Annotated in this window: 19 protein-coding genes and 1 other annotated feature; of the genes, 4 read left to right on the top strand and 15 right to left on the bottom strand. The window is 45.0% G+C overall.

Annotated elements, in window-relative coordinates; all coding sequences use genetic code 11:
• Window positions 1-163 precede the first annotated feature (163 nt).
• Window positions 164-538, bottom strand: a complete 375-nt coding sequence (locus CI597_RS10790; protein WP_024729152.1) for a RidA family protein — start codon at window positions 536-538, stop codon at window positions 164-166.
• Window positions 539-770: 232 nt separating this feature from the next.
• Here CI597_RS10790 and CI597_RS10785 point away from each other — a divergent pair, with 232 nt between their 5' ends.
• A complete protein-coding gene (locus CI597_RS10785; protein WP_024729151.1) occupies window positions 771-1,475 on the top strand; it encodes a helix-turn-helix transcriptional regulator in 705 nt (234 codons plus the stop codon).
• A gap of 162 nt (window positions 1,476-1,637) precedes the next feature.
• Here the strand turns inward: CI597_RS10785 and rpoC are convergent, their stop codons facing one another.
• The 10 genes from rpoC to CI597_RS10735 all read right to left on the bottom strand — a co-directional run bounded on the left by rpoC (window position 1,638) and on the right by CI597_RS10735 (window position 18,827).
• Complete coding sequence (gene rpoC / locus CI597_RS10780; protein WP_024729150.1) at window positions 1,638-5,213, bottom strand: DNA-directed RNA polymerase subunit beta'; 3,576 nt, start codon at window positions 5,211-5,213, stop codon at window positions 1,638-1,640.
• 30 nt (window positions 5,214-5,243) lie between these two features.
• The gene (locus CI597_RS10775) at window positions 5,244-9,044 is read right to left on the bottom strand and encodes a DNA-directed RNA polymerase subunit beta (RefSeq protein WP_024729149.1); all 3,801 of its coding nucleotides are present in this window, start codon (window positions 9,042-9,044) and stop codon (window positions 5,244-5,246) included.
• A 249-nt stretch (window positions 9,045-9,293) separates the two neighbouring features.
• Window positions 9,294-9,662 (bottom strand): 50S ribosomal protein L7/L12, encoded by a 369-nt coding sequence (rplL, locus tag CI597_RS10770; RefSeq protein ID WP_024729148.1) that lies wholly within the window; start codon window positions 9,660-9,662, stop codon window positions 9,294-9,296.
• 41 nt (window positions 9,663-9,703) lie between these two features.
• Complete coding sequence (rplJ, locus tag CI597_RS10765) at window positions 9,704-10,225, bottom strand: 50S ribosomal protein L10 (protein WP_024729147.1); 522 nt, start codon at window positions 10,223-10,225, stop codon at window positions 9,704-9,706.
• A gap of 50 nt (window positions 10,226-10,275) precedes the next feature.
• Window positions 10,276-10,408, bottom strand: a sequence feature (ribosomal protein L10 leader region).
• Between the two features lie 197 nt (window positions 10,409-10,605).
• Complete coding sequence (locus CI597_RS10760; RefSeq protein WP_024729146.1) at window positions 10,606-11,475, bottom strand: cysteine ABC transporter substrate-binding protein; 870 nt, start codon at window positions 11,473-11,475, stop codon at window positions 10,606-10,608.
• On the bottom strand, window positions 11,462-12,226 hold the full coding sequence (locus tag CI597_RS10755) for an amino acid ABC transporter ATP-binding protein (protein WP_024729145.1): 765 nt from the start codon (window positions 12,224-12,226) through the stop codon (window positions 11,462-11,464). The genes CI597_RS10760 and CI597_RS10755 overlap by 14 nt, the downstream gene beginning before the upstream one ends.
• Window positions 12,227-12,236: 10 nt before the next feature.
• Complete coding sequence (locus tag CI597_RS10750) at window positions 12,237-12,914, bottom strand: amino acid ABC transporter permease (protein ID WP_024729144.1); 678 nt, start codon at window positions 12,912-12,914, stop codon at window positions 12,237-12,239.
• Window positions 12,895-13,554, bottom strand: a complete 660-nt coding sequence (locus CI597_RS10745) for an amino acid ABC transporter permease (RefSeq protein ID WP_024729143.1) — start codon at window positions 13,552-13,554, stop codon at window positions 12,895-12,897. The genes CI597_RS10750 and CI597_RS10745 overlap by 20 nt, the downstream gene beginning before the upstream one ends.
• Window positions 13,555-13,828: 274 nt before the next feature.
• Window positions 13,829-14,167 carry a hypothetical protein gene (locus tag CI597_RS10740; protein ID WP_095142947.1) on the bottom strand — a complete coding sequence of 113 codons (339 nt, stop codon included), beginning with the start codon at window positions 14,165-14,167 and terminating at the stop codon, window positions 13,829-13,831.
• Between the two features lie 199 nt (window positions 14,168-14,366).
• Window positions 14,367-18,827: a DUF11 domain-containing protein gene (locus tag CI597_RS10735; protein ID WP_158221718.1), complete on the bottom strand. Its 4,461-nt coding sequence runs from the start codon at window positions 18,825-18,827 to the stop codon at window positions 14,367-14,369.
• Window positions 18,828-19,195: 368 nt separating this feature from the next.
• On the opposite strand from CI597_RS10735, the gene CI597_RS18565 reads away from it, so the two are divergent.
• The 3 genes from CI597_RS18565 (at window position 19,196) to CI597_RS10725 (ending at window position 20,908) form a co-directional block, all read left to right on the top strand.
• Complete coding sequence (locus CI597_RS18565) at window positions 19,196-19,693, top strand: IS110 family transposase (protein WP_024729141.1); 498 nt, start codon at window positions 19,196-19,198, stop codon at window positions 19,691-19,693.
• On the top strand, window positions 19,677-19,811 hold the full coding sequence (locus CI597_RS19475; protein ID WP_235824604.1) for an IS110 family transposase: 135 nt from the start codon (window positions 19,677-19,679) through the stop codon (window positions 19,809-19,811). Before CI597_RS18565 ends, CI597_RS19475 begins: the two co-directional genes overlap by 17 nt.
• 575 nt (window positions 19,812-20,386) lie before the next feature.
• Window positions 20,387-20,908: a hypothetical protein gene (locus CI597_RS10725; RefSeq protein ID WP_095142945.1), complete on the top strand. Its 522-nt coding sequence runs from the start codon at window positions 20,387-20,389 to the stop codon at window positions 20,906-20,908.
• 185 nt (window positions 20,909-21,093) lie between these two features.
• Here the strand turns inward: CI597_RS10725 and rfbC are convergent, their stop codons facing one another.
• The 4 genes from rfbC to rfbA are packed head-to-tail and all read right to left on the bottom strand — an operon-like array spanning window position 21,094 to window position 24,436.
• Window positions 21,094-21,648 (bottom strand): dTDP-4-dehydrorhamnose 3,5-epimerase, encoded by a 555-nt coding sequence (rfbC, locus tag CI597_RS10720; protein ID WP_024729140.1) that lies wholly within the window; start codon window positions 21,646-21,648, stop codon window positions 21,094-21,096.
• A 9-nt stretch (window positions 21,649-21,657) separates the two neighbouring features.
• Window positions 21,658-22,503 (bottom strand): dTDP-4-dehydrorhamnose reductase, encoded by an 846-nt coding sequence (gene rfbD / locus CI597_RS10715; protein ID WP_024729139.1) that lies wholly within the window; start codon window positions 22,501-22,503, stop codon window positions 21,658-21,660.
• A 3-nt stretch (window positions 22,504-22,506) separates the two neighbouring features.
• On the bottom strand, window positions 22,507-23,538 hold the full coding sequence (gene rfbB / locus CI597_RS10710; RefSeq protein WP_024729138.1) for a dTDP-glucose 4,6-dehydratase: 1,032 nt from the start codon (window positions 23,536-23,538) through the stop codon (window positions 22,507-22,509).
• A 16-nt stretch (window positions 23,539-23,554) separates the two neighbouring features.
• Complete coding sequence (gene rfbA / locus CI597_RS10705; RefSeq protein WP_024729137.1) at window positions 23,555-24,436, bottom strand: glucose-1-phosphate thymidylyltransferase RfbA; 882 nt, start codon at window positions 24,434-24,436, stop codon at window positions 23,555-23,557.
• Between the last annotated feature and the right edge of the window lie 57 nt (window positions 24,437-24,493).

Raw genomic sequence — 24,493 nt, 5'->3', positions numbered from 1 at the left:
TTTTCAGGCATAGCGACAGTTATGTCTATTTTCTATGTTCTTTTTTCTGTTTTAAATAATATTTACTTTTCAAAGTACGTTTCTCGGCTGTTGCCGATAATAATCACTCAGGATTCCGAGAGATTATTAAACATAAATTATTCAATCAACTGTAACTTGGTCTTTATCCTATGGCAATACATTCAATCTCTACCAATGCATCCTTAGGCAGCCTGGCAACTTCCACAGCACTGCGAGCCGGACAGCTATTTGCAAAAAAATCTGCATACACAGTGTTGAAAACTGCAAAATGATTCATATCACTGAGAAAAACTGTTGTCTTAATTACATGATCCATAGAAACACCGGCTGCTTCCAGAACATTTTTACAATTCATCAGAGATTGTCTGGTCTGTGCTTCAATGCCTTGAGGAAATGTACCGGTATCCGGATCAATCGGTAATTGACCGGACGTAATTACGATTCCTCCTGCTGCAATGCACTGCGAATATGGTCCAATGGCTGCAGGTGCTTTGTTTGTACTAATAACCCGTTTCATATGTCACCTCCTTAATTATAATAAAATATTATCAGTATAATATTTTATTGTCAACATTTTTTGTCACATTATTATATTTTTCTTTATTTTTTTCACAAAATTTGTGCAAATTCCCCTCGTTTGGACAACTATCATCGTTCTAACTTTATTATTATTGAGAATTTTTTATTGCCTCTCCTTCGCAGAAATGGTATAATGACTACAATTTAATGAACGCTAGGAAGTGAAATAAATGACAAACGATATCCTTCGCCACTATATACCATTGGTCAAATTTTTAGGGAATACTCTGGGTCCCGATTATGAAATTGTACTTCATGATTTGACACTCAAGCAGCCTGCCATTATAGCTATCGCCAATAAACACATCAGCGGTCGTGATATGGATGCCCCCTTGACCAATATGGCAATGCAGACAATTGCAGAAAAATCCTATACAACTCAAGACTGGAAGTTGAATTACAGGGGTCAGTCTGCTAATGGCAAAATCCTGCGCTGTTCTACCTTGTATATCAAAGACGGTCAAGGTAAACTGATAGGATTGCTGTGCATTAACTTTGATGATAGCCGCTTCCGGGATATTTCCGAACAAGTCTTTGCTTTATGCCATCCCAATAAGTACGTCACCCAAAATATCGCCATCAATACAACTCCGTTAGCCTCGGATAACGGAGATAGCGAACAGGAAACTTTTTATAACAGTATCTCTGCCGCTACCGAAGATGCGCTATTATCGGTTGTAAACACCTTGCAGGTTCCTGCAGACCGATTGACTCAGACAGAAAAATTAAAGATTCTTCAGCTCCTGGATGAGAAAGGCCTTTTTATGCTTAAGGGTGTAGTCCCCATTATTGCACAAAAACTATCCTGCTCTCCGGCCAGCATTTATCGCTATTTGAGTAAAATCAGGCTGGAAAGCCAAAACAAGACCGAGTAAATCCAAAAACAATTAAGAAATGAAAATAATACAAAAAAGCCTTACGGATTTTCAGTTTGCATCTCTGAAAATCCGTAAGGCTTTTTATTTTTACAAAATAGTTATTCTTTATTCAGAAAGCTCCCGTCCCTGCAAAGTGCAGGGACGGGAGCTTTTAAGACCTTATTCGAAATCGATTTCGTCTTCGAGTGTCAGTTCTTCTTCCTCTGTGTTAATTTTTACATTGCGGTACCGTTTCATTCCGGTTCCTGCCGGGATCAGTTTTCCGAGGATAACATTTTCCTTCAATCCGACCAATGGATCGACCTTTCCTTTGATAGCCGCATCGGTGAGGACTTTCGTGGTCTCCTGGAATGACGCTGCGGATAAGAAAGAGTCTGTGGCAAGAGATGCCTTGGTAATACCGAGGATAATCTGTTCTGCCTTCGCAGTCTCTAAGTTTCTCTCTTCCAGCTCCCTGTTTGTCTTTTCAAATTCCAGCACGTCAATCATGGCGCCAGGCAGGTAGTCGCTGTCTCCACCTTCTTCGATGCGGACTTTCTTCAGCATCTGGCGGACGATGACTTCTACGTGCTTGTCGTTGATATCTACACCCTGCAGACGGTATACTCTCTGCACTTCACGGATCATGTAATCCTGAACAGCGCGGATACCTTTAATCTTTAAGATGTCATGCGGATTGACAGAACCTTCGGTCAGCTCGTCTCCGGCTTCCACTTCCTGTCCTTCCATGACTTTCAGCCTGGAACCGTAAGGAATCAGATAGGCCTTCATATCTCCGGTTTCTTTGTTGGTGATGACAACTTCCCGCTTCTTCTTCGTATCTTTGATCTGCACTTTTCCTGCAAACTCAGAGATGATGGCAAGACCTTTCGGCTTTCTTGCCTCGAAGAGCTCTTCGATACGCGGAAGACCCTGTGTGATATCATCACCTGCAACTCCTCCGGCATGGAACGTACGCATGGTCAGCTGTGTACCAGGCTCACCGATGGACTGGGCCGCGATGATACCGACTGCCTCTCCCACCTGTACCGCCTGACCGGTAGCCATGTTGGAACCGTAGCATTTTGCACAGCATCCCACCTGTGACTGACAGGTCAGCATCGTCCTGATCTTGACCTTTGTAAGACCTGCATCGATAACGGTCTTGGCCCTTCTCGGAGTGATCATGTGATTTGACTTTACAAGAACTTCTCCTGTCTCAGGATGTTTGATCTCTTCTGCGGCATAACGCCCTGTGATTCGGTCCTGAAGACTTTCGATGACTTCCTGTCCGTCCATGAACGCCTCCACATACATGCCCGGAATCTGTCCGTCCGCATCCAGTCCACAGTCTGCTTCCCTGATGATCAGATCCTGCGATACGTCTACAAGACGTCTTGTCAGATAACCTGAATCGGCAGTTCTTAAGGCCGTATCGGAAAGTCCCTTTCTCGCACCATGAGCGGAGATAAAGTATTCCAGTACGTCCAGACCTTCACGGAAATTGGACTTGATCGGCAGTTCGATGGTACGTCCTGACGTATCGGCCATCAGCCCACGCATACCGGCCAGCTGTTTGATCTGCTGATTGGAACCACGGGCTCCGGAATCGGCCATCATGAAAATATTGTTATATTTATCTAATCCTGTGATCAGTTTGTCAGTCAGGACATCATCGGCGTCAAACCATGTCTTGACAACCGCTTTGTAGCGCTCTTCTTCTGTCATGAGACCGCGTTTGAACTGATTGTTGATGAACTCAGCCTGATCCTGTGCTCCTGCAAGAATTTCCTTTTTCTCTTCCGGCACTGTCATGTCTGAAATAGAAACGGTCAGGGCTCCTCTTGTAGAGTATTTGTATCCCAGTGCCTTGATATCGTCAAGCACTTCGGCCGTCTTTGTAGCGCCGTGGATATTGATACATTTGTCGAGGATCTGTTTTAACTGTTTCTTTCCTACATGGAAGTCGATCTCTAAATCCAGTGCGTTTTCCGGATTGGATCTGTCTACAAATCCCAGATCCTGCATGATGATCTCGTTAAATAAAATTCTTCCGAGTGTACACTGTACGACCTTGGAAATCTTATTTCCGTCTTTGTCAACCTTTGTACGCCTTACATTGATCCTTGCGTGCAGGGTAATAGCTTTATTCTCGTAGGCAAGAAATGCCTCATTTTCTGATTTAAAGTATTTGCCTTCTCCCTTATCTCCCTCTTTTTCCAGAGTCAGATAGTAAATACCGAGAACCATATCCTGTGAAGGAACGGCTACCGGACCTCCGTCGGAAGGTTTCAGCAGATTGTTCGGTGACAGCAGAAGGAAACGGCACTCAGCCTGTGCTTCCACGGACAGAGGCAGATGGACAGCCATCTGGTCACCGTCGAAATCGGCATTGTAAGCGGTACATACCAACGGATGCAGCTTAATTGCCTTACCTTCTACTAAGATCGGCTCAAACGCCTGGATACCAAGTCTGTGCAGTGTCGGTGCACGGTTCAGCATAACCGGATGTTCTTTGATGACATCTTCCAGCACATCCCAAACCTCCGGCTGGAGCTTCTCTACCATCTTCTTGGCAGATTTTATATTATGGGAAAGTTTTCTCTCCACCAGCTCTTTCATTACAAACGGTTTAAACAGCTCGATGGCCATCTCTTTCGGAAGACCGCACTGGTAAATTTTCAGTTCCGGCCCGACGACGATAACAGAACGTCCTGAGTAGTCAACACGTTTTCCGAGCAGGTTCTGGCGGAAACGTCCCTGTTTACCTTTCAGCATATCGGAAAGGGATTTCAGCGCACGGTTACCCGGTCCTGTAACCGGACGTCCGCGGCGGCCGTTATCGATCAATGCATCTACCGCTTCCTGAAGCATACGTTTCTCATTTCTCACAATGATATCCGGAGCCCCGAGTTCCAGCAGACGTTTCAGACGGTTATTTCTGTTGATGATCCTTCTGTAAAGGTCATTCAGGTCAGAAGTAGCAAAACGTCCTCCGTCCAGCTGTACCATCGGACGGATATCCGGAGGAATGACCGGTACTACATCAAGGATCATCCACTCAGGATTATTTTCAGAGTTTAAGAAGGCTTCTACGACTTCCAGGCGTTTTACGATTCTTGCCCTTTTCTGTCCTGTGGCCGTCTTAAATTCGTCTTTTAAAGATTTTGCCTCTGCCGGAAGGTCGATGGCCTCCAGCAGTTCCTTAATAGATTCGGCTCCCATTCCCACGCGGAAAGAACTGCCGTATTTATCATAGGCATCTCTGTATTCTTTTTCTGTCAATACTTGTTTGTAAGCCAGATCCGTCTCTCCTGCGTCCAGCACAATATAGCAGGCGAAATACAATACTTTTTCGAGACTTCTCGGAGAAATATCCAAGATCAGTCCCATACGGCTCGGAATCCCTTTGAAGTACCAGATATGGGAAACCGGAGCTGCCAGTTCGATGTGTCCCATACGCTCACGGCGGACGTTGGCTTTTGTCACCTCAACTCCGCATCGGTCACAGACAACACCTTTATATCTGATTTTTTTATATTTACCGCAGTGACACTCCCAGTCTTTGCTCGGCCCGAATATCTTCTCACAGAAAAGACCGTCTTTTTCAGGCTTCAAGGTACGATAATTGATGGTTTCAGGTTTTTTTACTTCTCCCCTGGACCACTCTCGGATCTTTTCCGGGGAAGCCAACCCGATCTTAATTGCATCAAAGGCAATTTTATGATTTGAATATTCGTTGCTTGATCCTATCATTAAGGTTGCTCCTTCCTTATATCTGCACTTCTATGAAATAGTAGTGTCTTCGCCATCTTCAAAGTTCCCCTCTTTAAATCCTAAAGCTCCCAGGGAATCTTCGTTTTCTTCATAATTATTAAATACGCTGTCGCCTTCGATCATCGGTTTCAGATCCTGATTGGTGTCAGCCAGGTCTACATTTTCCTTGATCTCGACTTCCTCCGCATTTTCATCGAGTACCTTGACATCTAATGCCAGAGACTGAAATTCTTTCAGCAATACCTTGAAGGATTCCGGAATACCCGGCTCAGGAATGTTATCGCCTTTGATGATCGCTTCGTATGTCTTCACACGTCCGATGACATCATCGGATTTCACTGTCAGGATCTCCTGCAGTGTATAGGATGCCCCATATGCTTCCAGGGCCCAAACTTCCATCTCTCCGAAGCGCTGTCCGCCGAACTGCGCCTTACCTCCCAGCGGCTGCTGAGTAACCAGAGAGTACGGTCCTGTTGATCGTGCATGGATCTTATCATCAACCAAATGGTGGAGTTTCAGGTAGTGCATGAATCCGATCGTAACAGGGCTGTCAAACTCTTCACCGGTACGTCCGTCTCTCAGCCTTACTTTTCCGGTTCTGTCGAACGGCACGCCTTCCCAATCCTTTTTGTGATCCTGATTTTCTCTTAAATATTCAATCACTTTATCGTCAACGCGGTCTTTCCATTTCGCCTCGAAATCTTCCCAGCTGGTGTTGGCAAAATCATTGGCCATTTCCAGTGTGACAGCAATATCATCCTCGTCAGCTCCGTTGAATACCGGAGTTGCAACGTTAAATCCTAATACTTTTGCCGCAAGGGACAGATGGATCTCCAGCACCTGCCCGATGTTCATACGTGATGGCACACCCAGCGGGTTCAACACGATATCCAGCGGACGTCCGTTCGGAAGGTACGGCATATCCTCCACCGGAAGGATACGGGAAATAACACCCTTGTTACCGTGACGGCCGGCCATCTTATCTCCCACAGAAATCTTTCTCTTCTGTGCGATATAGACACGGACTGTTTTATTTACTCCAGGAGGCAGTTCGTCTCCGTTTTCTCTTGTAAAGATCTTGGTATCCATAACGACACCGTAAGCTCCGTGAGGAACCCTTAAAGAGGTGTCTCTGACTTCCCTTGCCTTCTCACCGAAGATGGCACGGAGCAGGCGTTCCTCCGCCGTCAGTTCTGTCTCTCCCTTCGGAGTTACTTTTCCGACTAAGATGTCTCCCGCACGGACTTCTGCTCCGATACGGATAATACCGTTTTCATCCAGGTCTTTTAATACGTCTTCGCTTAAGCCTGCCAGGTCCCTTGTGATCTCTTCTTGTCCAAGTTTCGTATCACGGGCTTCTGCCTCATACTCTTCGATGTGAACAGAAGTATACACATCTTCCTGTACCAGGCGCTCGCTTAACAGGACGGCATCCTCGTAGTTATAACCTTCCCAGGTCATAAATCCAATCAGAGGGTTTTTGCCAAGAGCCATCTCTCCGCTCTTTGTGGACGCTCCGTCTGCCAGGATATCATCCTTTTTCACACGGTCCCCCTCGAAAACGATCGGACGCTGGTTCATACAGTTCCCCTGGTTGCTCCTTGCAAATTTGATTACATTGTAAATGTCTTTGCCGCCGTCGGAGTCTCTGCGCACAATGATTTTTGTGCTGGTGGATTTCTCTACCACTCCGTCGTTCTTGGCCACGATACATACGCCGGAGTCAAAGGCAGCCTTGGACTCCATACCGGTTCCCACCACAGGTGCCTCTGTAGAGAGCAGCGGAACAGCCTGACGCTGCATGTTGGACCCCATCAGCGCACGGTTCGCATCGTCATTTTCAAGGAACGGGATCATTGACGTAGCCACTGAGAATACCATCTTAGGGGATACATCCATCAGATCCAGATTTGCTTTATCGAATTCTGAAGTATCTTCGCGGAAACGGCCGGATACATGGGCGTGAACGAAATGTCCGTCCTCATCCAGAGGCTCATTCGCCTGAGCTACAACAAAATTATCTTCTTCATCCGCGGTAAGGTATACAACATTGTCCGTAACGACCGGATTCTCAGGATCCGTCTTATCCAATACACGATATGGAGCCTCAATAAATCCATACTCGTTGATCCTTGCATAGGTCGCCAGAGAGTTGATCAGACCGATGTTCGGACCTTCCGGGGTCTCGATCGGACACATTCTTCCATAATGGGAGTAGTGTACGTCACGCACCTCGAATCCTGCACGGTCTCTGGACAATCCTCCAGGACCCAATGCAGACAGACGACGCTTATGTGTCAGCTCAGACAGCGGATTGTTGTGATCCATGAACTGAGAAAGCTGGGAGCTTCCGAAGAACTCCTTCACTGCCGCGGTCACCGGTTTAATATTGATCAGAGACTGAGGTGTGATGGTCTCGATATCCTGGGTCGTCATTCTCTCTCGGACAACTCTTTCCAGCCTGGAAAGACCGATTCGGTACTGGTTCTGCAGCAGTTCTCCCACCGCTCTGATACGGCGGTTGCCTAAGTGGTCAATATCATCATGGTTTCCGATGCCGTATTCCAGATGCATATTATAGTTAATAGAAGCTAAAATATCTTCCTTTGTAATGTGTTTCGGAATCAGGTCGTGAATGTTCTTTTTCACTGCCGCTTTTAATTCGTCACCGCTTAAACCTTCTGCCAGAATCTTCTCCAGCACAGGGTAAAATACATTCTCGTGGATGCCAAGTTCTTCCGGATCAAAGTCTACATATTCGGCCAGGTTTACGGTCATATTAGATAATACTTTTGTATTGCCGAATTCGGTCTGGATCAGCACACTCTGAACAGCGGCATTCTGGATCTTATCCGCCAGTTCCAGCGTAACTTCTGTTCCCGCTTCCGCAAGGATCTCCCCTGTGGAAGTATCGATCACATCCTCTGCCAACATATGGCCTGTGATGCGGTTCCTGAATGCCAGCTTTTTATTGAACTTGTAGCGTCCTACTTTTGCCAGATCATAGCGTCTCGGGTCAAAGAACATGCTGTTGATCAGGCTCTCTGCACTGTCCACAGACAAAGGCTCACCCGGACGGATCTTTTTGTATAACTCTAATAAACCGTCCTCATAGTTGTCAGACGGATCTTTCTCCATACTCGCAAGAATCTTCGGCTCTTCTCCGAATAATTCTTTGATCTCTGCATTGGTTCCGATTCCGAGGGCACGGATCAATACAGTGATCGGCACTTTCCTTGTACGGTCCACACGCACATTGAAAATGTCATTGGAGTCTGTCTCGTACTCAAGCCATGCACCACGGTTTGGAATCACTGTGGCAGAGTATAATTTCTTACCGATCTTATCGTGGGCAATTCCATAGTAGATACCCGGAGAACGCACCAGCTGACTGACAATAACACGTTCCGCTCCGTTGATCACAAATGTACCTGTATCTGTCATCAAAGGTAAGTCGCCCATGAAAATGTCGTGCTGTTTGATTTCATCCGTTTCCTTATTATGAAGTCTTACTTTCACCTTCATCGGAGCGGCATATGTGGCATCCCTCTCCTTACACTCTTCGATGGAATACTTGATATCATCCCTGCACAGCTTAAAATCGATGAATTCCAGGCTAAGCTGATCGCTGTAATCCCCAATTGGAGAAATGTCCTCAAATACCTCTTTGAGTCCTTCCCCCAAGAACCAGTTGTAAGAGTCCTTTTGAATTTCAATAAGGTTCGGTACTTCCAAGACGTCATCTTGTCTCGCATAACTCATCCTTATGCTCGTACCCGATTTCATTGGTTGAATTCTGTTTTTTTCCATGGACGTGTTCACCTCTTGATTTCTACATGGTTTATATACTACTTCTGATTGTGCGAATCTCTCACAATTTATATAACGAAAAAAAGGCTTGGCTATGGGCATACAATCCCATATTAAAGCATCGCTTAATAATACCACAGTGTCTATGCCATGTCAAGCACAAATTTCAATAGACGCAAAAAGAATCGGCTGGCCAAACCAGTCCGATTCTTTCATGAAGTTTTCTTACATTAGATATTGAACAAAGAACTATTTTAAAGTTACTTTTGCCCCTTCGCCCTCTAATTTAGCTTTGATATCTTCTGCTTCTGCTTTAGATGCAGCTTCTTTGATCACTTTAGGAGCTCCGTCAACTAATTCTTTTGCTTCTTTTAATCCTAAGCCAGTTACTTCACGAACGACTTTGATAACTTTAACCTTAGCTCCGCCGATCTCTGTAAGCTCTACGTCGAATTCATCTTTTTCTTCAGCTGCTGCACCGTCTGCTGCTCCGCCTGCTGCTACTACAACACCTGCTGCTGCAGATACACCGAATTCTTCTTCGCATGCTTTTACTAATTCATTTAATTCTAATACTGATAAACCTTTAATAACTTCAATGATTTCCTGAGTTGTCATTTTTATTTCCTCCTAATAATTAATTTAATGTAAACCGTCGATTATTCAGCAGCTTCTGTTGCTTCTTCTGCCGGAGCTTCTCCGTCTTTCTCTGCGATCTGTTTAATAACACGAGCAAAGTTGGTAATCGGAGACTGAATGCTTCCGAGGAATTTCGCAAGTAATTCGTCTCTTGACGGAATGCTTGCGATAACCTGTACGCCGTCTTTGTCGTAGAATGTTCCTTCTACAACTGCAGATTTCAGGTTGAATACTTCAATGTTCTTTGCGTATTTTGCCAAGATCCTTGCCGGTGCAGTTGCGTCTGTTTTGGAAACAGCCATCGCAGTCGGTCCGGTAAGGTCAGCAGTCAACGGTTCGAATTCCGTATCTTTTACCGCAAAACGAATCATTGTATTTTTGTATACCTTGTACTCTACACCTGCTTCTCTTAATTCCTTACGCATTGCTGTATCTTCTTCTACAGAGATACCGCGGTAAGAAACTAAAACTGCTGACTGAGCATCTGTAAGCAATTCTTTGATTTCGTTAACGATAGGTTGTTTTAATTCTACTTTTGCCATGATGAAATGGTGCACCTCCTTGATTTATTTTAGTGTACCGCCGCGTGGATCTGAATATAAAAAAAGTCTTTTGTCCGCAAGACAAAAGACACAATTAGTCCAATACTAATTATCATCCTCGGCAGGCCGTTCTTCGTTACGCCATACGGCACCTGCTGTCTTCGGCAGTGATACTTTTAGTAATATATCATATGGTGCCGAAAACGTCAACCAGTTTTTTTATATTTATTGTGTTTCCTGAGGTTCCGTAATTTATTCCGGCAACACCTCCGTCAGGTCATAGTTCTTCCCTATACTTGTGACTCCAAAATATTTCATGCAGGAACTCAGCAAAGAAACCGACCAGGACACTCTCCGGAGTTTCCTGATCGGTCTTTGTCTTACTTATATTCTTTTAATTCTTTTTCGTTCATGATAACTGTGTCAGCCTCAACCGTCTTTCCGTAAACCGGAAGCAGGGTCTTCTTATAGTCCTTCTCAAAGAATCCTTCCTTCGTAAGTTTGGTAATCTCATCATCGATCCAGCTCTTCAGATCATCATTTCCCTTTTTGACAGCCGGTGCGATAAAATCATGTTCGCCGAGAGATTTGATCCCAGTGGTAAATCCTTTATTCTCCCTTGCCCATGCATATACCAGTGTATTGTCATGTGCCAGCGCGGCTCCTCTGCCGTCCTTTAATGCGTTGAAAGCTTCCGTATTCTGATCATATTTTAAAAGCTCAATATCCGGATACTTCTGTGTGAAATAAGTCTCCGCAGTGGTTCCCTTGTTGACGATCAGCTTCTTTCCTTTTAACTGTTTTACATCGGTAATAACTTTTCCGTTTGGAGAAACCACACCGAGAGAAACTTTCATATATGGAAGTGCATAATCCACGACTTCTTTTCTCTCGTCAGTGACCGTAAAGTTTGCGAGGATCACGTCTACCTTGTTGCTCTGTAAGAATTCCACACGGCTCGCCGCTTCTACCAGCACAAATTCCACCTTGTTTTCATCTCCGAGCAAATCTTTTGCGAGACGGTGGGCAAGTACAACATCGTATCCCTGATTCTTTCCGTTTTTATCTACATATCCGAACGGCGGTTTGTCACTGAATACACCGACCTTGATCTTCCCGTTCTTCTTAATCTGTTCTACAGAAGACTGATTGTCGCTTTTTTCTGATTTTTTGTTTCCGCAGCCCGTCATCAGCCCCATAGCCATGCTGAGAACTGCCAGTACTACTAAGATCCTGCTAAATTTCTTCATCTTTTTTCATCTCCTCAAAATTAAACATGTTTAAAAACTTCTTTGCCCGTTCTGTCTGCGGATGTTCAAAAAACTCTCTCGGAGTATTTTCTTCCACAATGCGTCCCTCGTCAATGAAGATCACCCGGTCAGCCACAGCCTTCGCAAACTGCATCTCGTGGGTCACGATCGCCATCGTCATTCCCTGCTTTGCCAGTTCCAGCATAACATCAAGGACCTCCCTGACCATCTCCGGATCTAACGCTGCTGTCACTTCGTCAAACAGCATGATCTCCGGATTCATACAGAGAGATCTGACGATGGCGACTCTCTGCTTCTGTCCGCCGGACAGCTGTCTCGGGTAGGCATCCTTCTTCTCTTCCAGTCCGACTCTTTTGAGCAGGGCAACTGCCATCTCTTTTACCTCTTTAGAGTCTCTTTTCTGTGCTTTCGTAGGACCGAGAAGGATATTGTCCAGAATGGTCATGTGGGGAAAAAGATCATAACTTTGAAATACCATACCGATCTTCTGGCGGATCAGATGCCACGGCACCTTCCCGTCCGAAAGGCTCTGCCCGTCCAGGCTGATCTCTCCGTCCTGAAATTCTTCCAGTCCGTTGATACACCGAAGCAGTGTGCTCTTTCCGCATCCGGAAGGCCCCAGTATAACGACTACCTCTCCCTTATTTATATCAAAAGAGATATCTTTTAATACCTCTGTCTCCCCAAATGCTTTTTTCAGATGACTGATCTTCAATAACTCATTTCCCATTTGCTAACTCCTAACTTTGCCATTTTGCTTCCAGCCTCTTAGCCACGATGGAAATCGGATAGCAGAGGATGAAGTATAAGAAAAATATAAATCCATAGACCCAGAGCGGTGCCGCAGGCGTATTTAAAATACCTCCTTCAATGATCTGCTGTCCGACTTTCAGCACCTCCACCACGCCGATGATCACGACGAGTGATGTCGTTTTCACCATCCTTGTGGCAAGATTTATCGCACCGGGAAGTACTCTTCTTACGGTCTGCGGAACTAAAATGTAGCGGTAGATCTGCATTTTCGTAAGTCCCAGGGACAGGCCGCTCTCCGTCTGATGCTTTGGCATGGAAGTCACGGCTCCCCGCACGATATCTCCCATCTCTGCAGTTCCCCACATGGTAAACACTACAATGGAGATAAACTCACCTTCCAGATGGATTCCCATGGCCCTTGTGAGTCCGAAGTAAAATAAAAACAGCCACACCAGAATCGGAATGATACGGATAGCCTCAAGATAAAACCGGCAGACCGCTTTTACAATTAAATTCTTTGAGGTCATGATGATCCCGAATATCACCCCGAATATCAATGAAAGCACGACTGCGATCAGGGCAATCTTAATGGTCACAGCCAAACCGGACATGAGCCGTGCCATATTCTGTCCTTCAAATAAAATATTAATTCCCGAAGCCAGCATACCGAGCCTTCCTTTCTAACACACTGAAAATAACCGATATCGGAAGCAAAATGATTAAATATGCAACGACGAGCATAAACAGTGCTTCATTTGTTTTATAATACATGCCAATTAAGTCTTTCGCCACAAACATAAGGTCCGCAAGAGCAATTGCACTGAACACCGAGGTCTCCTTCAGAAGAAAGATCACATTGGCCCCCACCGACGGCATGGCGATGGCCAAAGCCTGCGGCAGTATAATATAACGCATCAGCTGAGGCTTTGTAAGCCCGATGCTCAAACCGGATTCTTCCTGGATCTTATTGACCGCCTCCAGCCCTCCGCGGAAAGCCTCTGACATATAGCTGGCACCGAGAAACGTCAGCCCGATCACAGCGATGACAAAAGCATTTAATTTAATTCCGATCTTGGGCAGTCCATAGTACAGAAAAAACAGCTGGATCAGCAGAGGCGTATTTCTGGAAAGCTCTATATAAATTCCTACAACCCTGTTCAGCACAGGAACTCTATAATAACGGACCATAGAACACAAGAATCCGATCATCACTGACAGCACGACGCCCAGAGCCCCGATTCCCAACGTCAGTTTCGTTGCCTCTATATAGAGAGGTATGTTTCGTTCTATAAATAACCAATCCATTTTATGTCCCTTCTACATTTCATACTTTTTTGGTATGTATTATATGAAATAGTATAAACTCCATTTTAAACCTTGTCAATATAAGACATCCGAAATTAATCGTACATTTTTCTATGGAAAAAGTCAACTTTTGTATTCACTTCTTTCCTTTAGTCTATGCCCTTTTTCAAGAGAAAGTTCGTTATGTAAAACTTTACCTCTGTTAAACAGAGAAAAAAGGAGGCAGTATACTATGCAATGTCATTAAGTTAAGGTGGCATTGAGCAAACTGCTCTCAAAAAAACAAAAAACGGATAGACATTTCATAGTCAGGGTACTTGCTGCTGGGAATAAAGTCAAATCTTGCCTGTTTGGTCATGTTTTTGTATTTTTCTTTGTTCACAGCATACGGATCGGTAGAGTGCCTTGTGATAACAATATCTTTTGTGATGTCAAAGACTTCACCAGCAGGTAAATTCAACCCGGATAAAATACTGCCATTGTTTTTAGTTGATTTTAACCTGACGACATAGTCGAGTAGTTTTTCTTCCACATGAGCAAAAAAATTGTAGTTTTCATAGCCTCTGTCAGCCGTAATGATAACAGGAAACCATTTCGGTAGACGTTCTGTCATAGTAACAACAGCTGCAAGCAGTCTATACCCTTTAAAAAGCTTGACATCTTGTGGAATAGAAGAAAATATATTAAAAAAACGGACATACCCTTTTCTTTGATATATCCGTTTTTTGTTTTTTTGAGAGCAGTTTACTCAATGCCACCTTAACTTAATGACATTGACCAAAAGTAGGGCCGCTTTCTCATAAAAACAATTTTTAACATTTCCGCCTTTTCAAAACTGCAATCAGAGCGCCAGCTGTACCAACCAGTAACAATACATATCCTAACAAATTATTTCTGTCAGAGGTCTGTACAATGTTGGCGTCTGCAATCCAGTTGCCATTGGTATCAATATTGGTGTCCGCAATACCGTCACCGTCTGTATCAATGTTGATATCTGCTTTTCCGTGACCATCTGTATCAATGTTGATATCCGGAACGCCGTCACCGTCTATGTCGATGTTAATGTCCGGAATGCCGTCACCATCTGTGTCAATATTGATGCCGCCCTGTGGTCCCGTTGGTTTGTCCGGGTTGTCTGGACTATCAGGATCGTCCGGGTTATCCGGATTGTCTGGATCTTCCGGGAAAATCGGTATAGTCGGTTTCTCCGGCGATACCGGTTTGGATTCAGGCTTTAATTCACCATCGTTTGGATGATCTTGATCTGCCGGCTCCTTTGGAGTTCCCGGATCCTTAGGCGTATCTGTTTTTTCTTTTTCGTCCGGTGTTAATCCGGATGCTTTTGCAATATTCTTCACTTCTCCCGTGCCTACGATTGCATAAAACTCTACCGTTGCACTTTCAGCGCCGTAAAGATCACCTACATAAACACCGACCGTCTTTTCTTTATCGTCATAACCATCATTTCTTTTTCCGGTATCATTATGCAGTTCTTTTACTGTTTTTCCATCTCTCATGACAGTAATCGGCTGTGTAGAATCCAGTTCCAGCCCTGCCGGAAGCGGATCGACAATTGCCGCATTATACCACACGCTGCCCAGCATTGTATTCCTGATTGTAATCGTGTACTTGATTACATCACCAGGTCTTGCTTTTCCTGACTCTCTTGTAGTATTTTCAGCATTTTTTACAAGCGTAAGATCTGCTTCGGTCGGGCTTTCCGGAACGATTTCTTCAGGCAGTGACGGCGCGCTTGGCGTTCCCTGTCCCGGATAGTCTTTATCATCGTCGTCCGGATATGCGGGATTTCCCGGCTTGCCCTCGATATCATCTCCCGGTGTAATCCCTGTCGTGCCATCCGGTGTTCCCGTCGGCTTGTCATAATCCTCCGGATCAAAATCTCCCGGTTTTACTTCATCCTGATCATCCGGATCACCACTGTATTCATAACCGGATGCGGTTGCGATATTCTTGAGTTCGTTTTTCTGCGCGTCTGTATAGCTGTCTGCTACTTTTGCCAGGAAGGTTACCTGATAAACTTCACCGCCCATAACCTGATCTGCAGCAGGTACTTTTAGGATTCTGGTGGTTTCATCAAAATAGTTGTCCGGGATCATCTGGATTGTGCCGTCAGGCTTATGTAACTTGATGGTGCCCTTCTGCAGTTCCAGCATTTCCGGAAGTTTATCCCATACGATAACATTCGTCCAGACTGTACCGATTTTTTTATTAGTTGTAGAAATCGTATACTTGATGGTGTCCCCGGCTTTTACCGGTTTGTCCGGATAATACAGATTCACAGCTTTCTTTGTAGTTTCCGGCACAGGGCTTCCATGGTAAAGAGGGACTTTTAAGGTGAAAGTCAGTTTGCTTTCCTTATATGCGCTGGTTGCAGGCTGTTTCACTTGAATGTCTACAGTACCGCTGCCCTTTACTTTCACATAGTACAGCTTGCTGCCGTCCAGCTGCTTTTCTTCTATAATTTCCGCAAGGTTCTTGTCTCCTTTGACAAAACTAAACTCAAACGGCGCTTTACTGTCTGTTGTAATATCCAGCGGGAAGTAGTAATAGCCGTCTTTATGCGCAAGTAAATCATCAAAATTCTTGGTTAAAGTATCTTTATCCCGAATCTGTACTTTCACCGCTTTATCAGTTGCATCTTCTACCTTAAAGTTTGCATTGTCAATCGGAACGATAATAATATCCGGCGATGCTGACGCTTTGCTTTCATAATAGTTCTTGTCAGGTGTATACTTTATTTCGATTTTATGTTTATTGCCTGCGATAGGATCCAGAATCCAGGAGTCGTCCGCGCTTGGTACATAATGATAGGTTATCACCGTGTGATTGCGTTCGTCTTCTTTTTTCTCTTGGGAAACCGTCATCTCAGCCGGATTGTCTTTGCTGTCAGGATCTAACTTAACCGGTTTTCCTAACGGCTTTCCGTCAATATAAAACTGCGCTTCGCCGGTTGGATATCCACAAGTTACAGCAGTATCATCAGCGCTGACAATGTCCGCAACAATCTCGATCGTGTTGCTCGACTCTGTGCCTACTACGGCTCTCGTCGCGCTAATCGTTGTTTTTGAATTTACTTTTTGAATCTCCGCAAAGCCAGTTGCACGATGTCCCCAGTAACTCTTAGCAAAATCGCTGCCTGGTTTAGTAAATTCGCCAGAAGTCACAGTCAACAGATAATATCCTGCATCTGACAGGCTCTGGTCTCCTCCGGTATTCGGAATGGCAGCTCCAATTTCCTTATCATACTGCAGGTAGGAATACTCCATCTTCGTGTTATCGAGTAAGTACTTATTGTCTTTTTTCCCTGTATAAATACCTTTTCCGTCATTATAGCTTGTCAAATCTAATGTTCCGAAAGGTTTTCCGTCATATTTTTTAACGAGATTCTTCGCATAATCTTCCGGCAGCGTAAAATCTACATATCGCTTCAGCTCAGTATTTCCGTCGCCTACTTCCGGTACATAAAACGGTTCAAATGAAACCTTGTCTGTTCCATCGAATATTGCAAAATCAACCTTGATTTCTTTGCCTGCAGCTGATGCCGGCAACCATAGATACAGCTTGCCTTTATCGGTTTTACTTGGCGCGCCGTAAGGATAGTTTGCGCCGCCGATAGATAAATCCCATTCTTCAATATCATCATCTCGCTCACCGAGAGGCTGGTCGCCAACCTTTTCACCACCAAGGTCAATGGTAACCATCTTTACTTCTGTTGTCTTTGCATCATCTGCATAGGCTTTCCCGTCACTGCTTTGGAATTTTCCGCCGTTTACGGATCCGCCGGAAACGATAACCGTTCCGCCGGCGCCGCCGATATCATTCCAGCCGCTTACTGAATATGGAAGCAATGTGCCTCCGGTTACCTTAATGGTATTGCCTGTAGCTGTTGTTCCGCAGGCGCCGCCAAACGCATTTCCGTGCGCGCCGCCCACAGATTGTAAATATCCTCCGTTGATGAAGATATTACCGCAGGTGCCCGTTCCGTTTTTCCTTATGTCGGTCGGGTCCGAGCCCCACTGCTTCGGATGTGATTCTGCGCCGGCGCTGTATCCGGCTCCAATACCTGCCGCATGATAAGCGCCCTTTGCATAAACTTTGGCGGAATTGAAAATCATTGTTCCCCCGTTTGCGCCCTTGTCACCTCCGGAGCTTGGTCTTTTTATTCCGCTTCCCATACCGATGCCGGCGCCTGCATCAGTAAGTCCGCTGCCGGTAGTTCCTCTGGCATCAATGTCGCCTCCATTAAAGACCATGGTGCCGCCGTTTTCCATAGGTCCTGTACCAATTCCGGCAGATGCAGCTCCGCCTCTTGCCACCAGTTTTCCGATATTCGTACTGTTTAATCTGCGCAAAGAGTCGCCGGCTTTTAACTGGTCGCCGTTTGCCAAAGTAACATCCTCGCCGATCATGCCGTTCTTCGGTGTTACCATATCTCCATATGTATCCCAGTTTGGCACACTATCGTCAATATACAGAGTAGAGCCACCTCCGCAATGCAGCCCTGCAGTTGCGTAACCTGTCGCATCCAAAGTATTTGTCGTTCCATCTGCCAGAGTAAGGTAACATACTGTCGGCGTCATCAAATTAAACGGCGCATAACTGTGAATATTTACGCCAGCCAGGGTTACATGCGCTTCAATATTCGGCGCAATTTGAATACCGATGGCATTGGCTGCAGCTGGATTCGCATTTTTAATGGTCAGACTTTTGTCCGTTTTGATTAACAGCACATTCTTGCCACCCTGACCTGCATTGGTAACTTCGTAGTCTGTGCCTTCAACGCCGCCTGTCACAACATAACCGCTTTCTGCAGCTGATACGCGAGCTTCCGCGCTGGCTTTCATAACTTTACGTTTGCTCTTTTCATCATCCTGCCCAGATGCCAGCGCATCATCAGTGTCGGAGCCCCCCTCATCGGGTTCAGATACATCTTCATCAGCTCCCGTATTTTCTTCTACATCAGAGGAATCCGGAAGTTCTCCCTCATCTTCTGATTCCGAAACATCCGGCGGTGTCTCTGTGTCTACAGCTTCATCTTCCGATTCCGAAACACCCGGAGATGCCTCTTCATCTGTTTCCGTTCCCGAATTTTCTACGGACTCAATGTCAGCGCTGTTATAATTGCTGGCAACAAAATCACATGCCCAGGTCGGGTACATATTCATGATAAGCAAAAGAAAAGCACAAAAAAGTACACCAATCTTTTTGTAAGCAGATTTGTGCTTTTTCCTGCTCTGCGTCTCTCTCCTCATTACTATGCCTCCTCGTATAATATCTTTTAGATACATTAAATGTACCTTGATAACTAAATAAAATTTGTTCAATAGGCTTAGTAAAGCCCATGGTATAATTGTTCCTTAGTGTCAATCAGGTAATAGTTCTGTTACCTCCTGTTGAACCAGAAATGGTTGCTTCATAGTGAGTCTGTTCCCCTGACACGGATGTTAGCTTCAAACCTGCTGGCTGTTTGTCTGAGTCTATGGATTGCCATCTGGCAGTATGGTTCGCGTCAATCCATCTCAGACTGGATTCTTATACGCGAGGGTGTCGATGCTCCGTGATCATGGGTTTTACCAAGCCGATTGAACACTCAAATCCAACATAGAAAGAAGGTGATATCATGAACCCACTTTACGTCGGTATTGATGTGAGCAGCAAATCCAATGTCGTCTATCTGATGCTTCCTGACGGCAGTAAACATAGCAACTTCTCTGTGGCTAACTCGCAGGACGGATCCGCTCAGATGGTAAAAAGGATCTTTTCCTCTGTAACATCCCATTCCCTTGACACGGTAACTATCGGCCTCGAAGCCACCTCTGTTTATGGCGACAATCTCGTGTACTTCTTAAGGGAAGATGCCATTCTGACACCCTACAACCGGAAAATCCATGTCCTCAATCCTAAGCAGGTCAAAAAGTTCAAAGAGGCATACAATGACCTGCCCAAGAATCATTATGTGGACTCCTTTATCATTCCTGACTGCCTGCGTTTCGGTAGAATCAACAAAGAGGTTTATCTTGGAGATTACCGCCCAAGCAGAACTCCTGTCAAATGTGTTGATATCCATTCCGGGTATAGGTCCCGTTATTTCTGCCGGAATCATGGCGGAGATTGGTGATATCAACCGTTTTCCGAGCCAATCACAGCTCGGTAAGTATGCCGGTCTTGCATGGAGACAGCATCAGTCTGGTGACTTTGAAGCTGAAAACACAAAACAGATACAATCCGGCAACTGACTTTTAAAATATTACCTGTGTGAAGGCGCCTTGTCTCTCGTGAGATGTGACACGGAGTACAGCAACTTCTATCACTCCAAATATAAGGAAGTGAACAGGTATCAACACAAACGTGCACTCGCATTAACTGCCCGTAAATTTGTGCGGTTGGTCTTTGCACTGCTCAAAGACAATCGTCTATATCGTTCGGCAGAATAGTTTTACTATCTGCTGATGAGTCCGCCCTGCTCATTTAAAAAAAACTGGTCGACAGGGCTTGGGTAGGTGTGTCCATTTTTATGGATTTATGACAAAAAACAATCACATTTTTTATCAATTACCTATTGACATATCACCGCTGCACTTATTGATTGTTCATTCCTAATGATTCTTATTATTATACTACTCTATAAATGAAAAATCAATGTGAGAAACAAATCACATCAAAAAAGTACAAAACTTTATAAAACTTTACAAAACTTCGCCAAAATAACAAAAGGAGGGGACCGGTTAATCCAGAAAAGGATTTTAAACGCCATCGAAAACTTGGTTTTTCCGCAGTAATTAGACTCATTTTATCTATGGGAAGTGCTCCATTGGGACAGGAACTTCTCAAATACTTTCAATTTGATTCCAACTTTCCTTCTGTTTCAGCGTTCATTCAGCAACGCCAAAAGATAAAGCCAGAAGCTTTTTCGACACTTTTTAAAAGATTTTCTTCTATTCCACAAGATGTCAAGCTTTTTAAAGGGTATAGACTGCTTGCAGCTGTTGTTACTATGACAGAACGTCTACCGGAATGGTTTCCTGTTATCATTACGGCTGACAGAGGCTATGAAAACTACAATTTTTTTGCTCATGTGGAAGAAAAACTATTCGACTATGTCGTCAGGTTAAAATCAACTAAAAACAATGGCAGTATTTTATCCGGGTTGAATTTACCTGCTGGTGAAGTCTTTGACATCACAAAAGATATTGTTATCACAAGGCACTCTACCGATCCGTATGCTGTGAACAAAGAAAAATACAAATACATGACCAAAATGGAAACAATACTTTTGTCCCCAAACTTCGGGCAATGCTTTCTAGCGAAGTGTTTCCTTCCAGATATTTTGTGACAGCGGACAGTTTCATTTCAAAAGAATATTTGGAATGTTGTCCCATAAAATATGCTCCTCCTTATCGTGACAGTTTTTTATTTGATCTGACTACTATAAGGGGAGCATATCAGTCAGCCCGTACGCCGGCTTTTCTATATTTTTGTCTATATTTCCTATCACACTGCTATAATAACAGCTATCTTTTAAAACTTAAAAGTGTCCTTTAATCCGGACCATTTTTGATCTTTTTCTGAGATCACCAGCTCTGTACCCTCTTCAAGCGGCCATTTAATACCGATGTCAGGGTCATCCCACCTGATCCCACCTTCATCTCCGGGGTGGTAAAAGTCTGTACACTTATAGCAAAATTCCGCCTCCTCTGAGAGGACAAGGAAGCCATGGGCAAACCCTTCCGGAATATAAAACTGCTTTTTATTCTCTGCGGATAATTCTACCCCAAACCACTTTCCGTAAGTTTGAGAATCTTTTCTCAGGTCCACCGCCACATCAAACACCTTACCACGGACGACGCGCACCAGCTTTCCCTGCGGATACTGTTTCTGAAAATGAAGTCCCCTGAGGACCCCCTTTACTGACATGGACTGATTATCCTGTACAAAGGTCATGCCAAGCCCTGCCTCTTCAAAATCCATTTGGTTATACGTCTCCATGAAATATCCGCGCTCATCCGGAAACACTGCCGGCTCAATGATATGCAGTCCTTCAATATCACAGTCTGTAACCTTAATCTTTCCCATCTGTTCCTCCTAATATCCGATTTCTTTTAAATACCTGGCAAGCGCATCCTGCCATGAAGGCAGCCTTTCAAAACCCTTTTGTGTCAGCTTTTCCTTATTCATCCGGCTGTTCTTCGGCCTCCTTGCCTTCGCCGGATATTCGTTGCTGCCCACCGGAACCACTTCAATTTCGATCCCCGCCTGTTTAAATATCTCACAGGCAAACTCATACCAGGTACACAGCCCTTCGTTGGTAGCATGATACCTTCCATACTTGTCTGTCTCTGCCATATCCACGAGGAGTCTGGCCAGATCAAAAGTATAAGTGGGAGATCCCGTCTGGTCATTTACAACCGTGAGTCTTTCATGATTCTTTGAAAGGTTCAGCATCGTCTTAATGAAGTTTTTCCCGTTGACTCCGAATACCCAGGCAATCCTCACAATAAAATAGCGGTCCAGAAATTCTTCGATGGCCAGCTCGCCTTCATACTTTGTCTGTCCATATACGTTCAGCGGATTCCTCTCATCATCCGGCTCCCACGGTCTTTCTCCCTGTCCGTCAAACACATAGTCTGTGCTGATGTACATCATTTTAAGATCAAGATCCCGGCATACCTCGGCTATATTCCGGGTCCCGTCTGCATTGATCTTCCTGCAAAGCTCCACATTGTCTTCTGCCGCATCCACGGCAGTGTAAGCGGCACAGTGAATCACCGCTTCCACATCCGCTTCCGTGACCACCTGCCGTACTTTTTCGGCGTCTGTGATGTCCATTTCCTGTACATCCACACCTATACCCTCATGGCCTCTCTTTTTCAGTTCGTCCATGACATCATGGCCCAGCTGTCCGGCTGCCCCTGTCACTAATACCCTCATACGCTACTCCTGTTCTAACCTTTTTCCATACTGATTCTCAAAATAGTTTGCATATTCACCGGATAAAATATTCTGCCACCATTCTTTGTTGTCTAAGTACCACTCGATCGTCTGACGTATACCGGTATCAAATGTATACTTTGGCTTCCATCCAAGCTCTGTCTCTATCTTTGTCGGGTCGATGGCATAGCGCATATCGTGTCCCGGGCGGTCTGTCACAAATTTGATCAGGCTTTCCGGCTTATCCAATGCTTTAAGTATGGTCTGCACCACCTCAAGGTTTGTGCGTTCGTTGTGTCCGCCTACATTGTAGACTTCCCCCGGTTTTCCTTTATGGAGGATCAGATCGATGGCTTCACAGTGATCAGACACATGGAGCCAGTCTCTTACATTCTCCCCTTTTCCGTATACCGGAAGTTCCTCATCCGCCAGCGCCCTGCTTATGATGAGCGGAATCAGCTTTTCCGGGAAATGATATGGTCCATAGTTATTGGAGCATCTGGAAATTGTCACCGGGAGTCCGTATGTGCGGTAATACGCCAGGACAAACAGGTCTGCACTGGCCTTGGAACTGCTGTAAGGACTCGATGTGTGGAGAGGTGTCTCCTCCGTAAAAAACAAATCCGGACGGTCAAGAGGAAGATCCCCGTACACTTCATCCGTAGATACCTGGTGATACCGTTTTACACCGTATTTTTTTGAGGCATCCAGAAGAACTCTGGTTCCCATTACATTGGTTGTCACAAAGATACCCGGATCTGTGATGGAGCGGTCTACATGGCTCTCCGCCGCAAAGTTGACGACCATGTCAAAACGCTCTTTTTCAAACAGGTCCATGATAAACGGCTCATCCGCGATATCTCCCTTTACAAACTTATAGTTGGGCTTGTCTTCCACAGGTTTTAAAGTCTCCAGATTCCCTGCATAGGTGAGCAGATCCAGATTCACGATCTCATCATTCGAATACTTATTCACCATGTGATGAACAAAATTCCCTCCGATAAATCCGGCGCCGCCGGTCACTAAAATCTTCATAATGTTTTCTCCCGTCTTACTTGTCTATATATTTCCCATTCATTACATCCAAAAGGTATTGTCCGTACTGGTTCTTTTTCAGAGGCTCAATGTCTTTTAACAGCTGGTCCCTGGTGATCCAGTGCTGAAGGTATGCGATCTCCTCCGGGCATGCAATCTTTCTGTGCTGATGTGTCTCCACCGTTTTGACAAAGTTGGTCGCCTCCACGAGGGATTCATGTGTCCCTGTGTCCAGCCAGGTGAATCCCTGTCCCAGCAGAGTAACTTCCAGTTCTCCGTTTTCCAGGTAGATTTTATTCAGATCTGTAATTTCTAACTCACCTCTGTCCGAAGGCGCAAGGTTTTTTGCGTACTCTACAACCCGGTTGTCATAAAAATACAGTCCCGTCACACAGTAGTTGGACTTTGGATGTTCCGGCTTCTCTTCTATGGAGATCGCTTTTCCGTCAGAATCAAACTCTACAATGCCGAACCTCTCCGGGTCATCTACATAATAGCCGAATACCGTAGCCCCGCTCTTTTTGTTGGCCGCAGTCTGAAGACGTTTCCTGAGCCCGTGTCCATGAAAAATATTGTCCCCCAGGACCATAGCCACATTGTCATCACCGATAAATTCTTCTCCAATGATAAATGCCTGTGCAAGCCCGTCCGGTGAAAGCTGAACCGCGTAGGAAAGCTCGATACCAAACTGATGTCCGTCTCCTAAAAGTGCCTCAAACCGGGGGGTATCATCCGGAGTGGAAATGATCAGGATCTCCCTGATGCCTGCGTCCATGAGCACAGACAGCGGATAATAAATCATCGGCTTGTCATAGATCGGAAGCAGCTGCTTTGACGTCACCATTGTCAGCGGATACAGCCTTGTCCCGGAGCCGCCGGCTAAAATAATTCCTTTCATAATGAATATTCCCTTTCTCTTTGTCCGTTATCAGTTAGTGTTATTATAGTGGGTGAC

The organism is Anaerostipes hominis (ex Lee et al. 2021), from assembly GCF_002270485.1.
Taxonomy (GTDB): Bacteria; Bacillota; Clostridia; order Lachnospirales; family Lachnospiraceae; genus Anaerostipes; species Anaerostipes hominis.
Note: the sequence above shows the minus strand (reverse complement) of the source record. Positions and strands in the feature narration are given on the sequence as shown.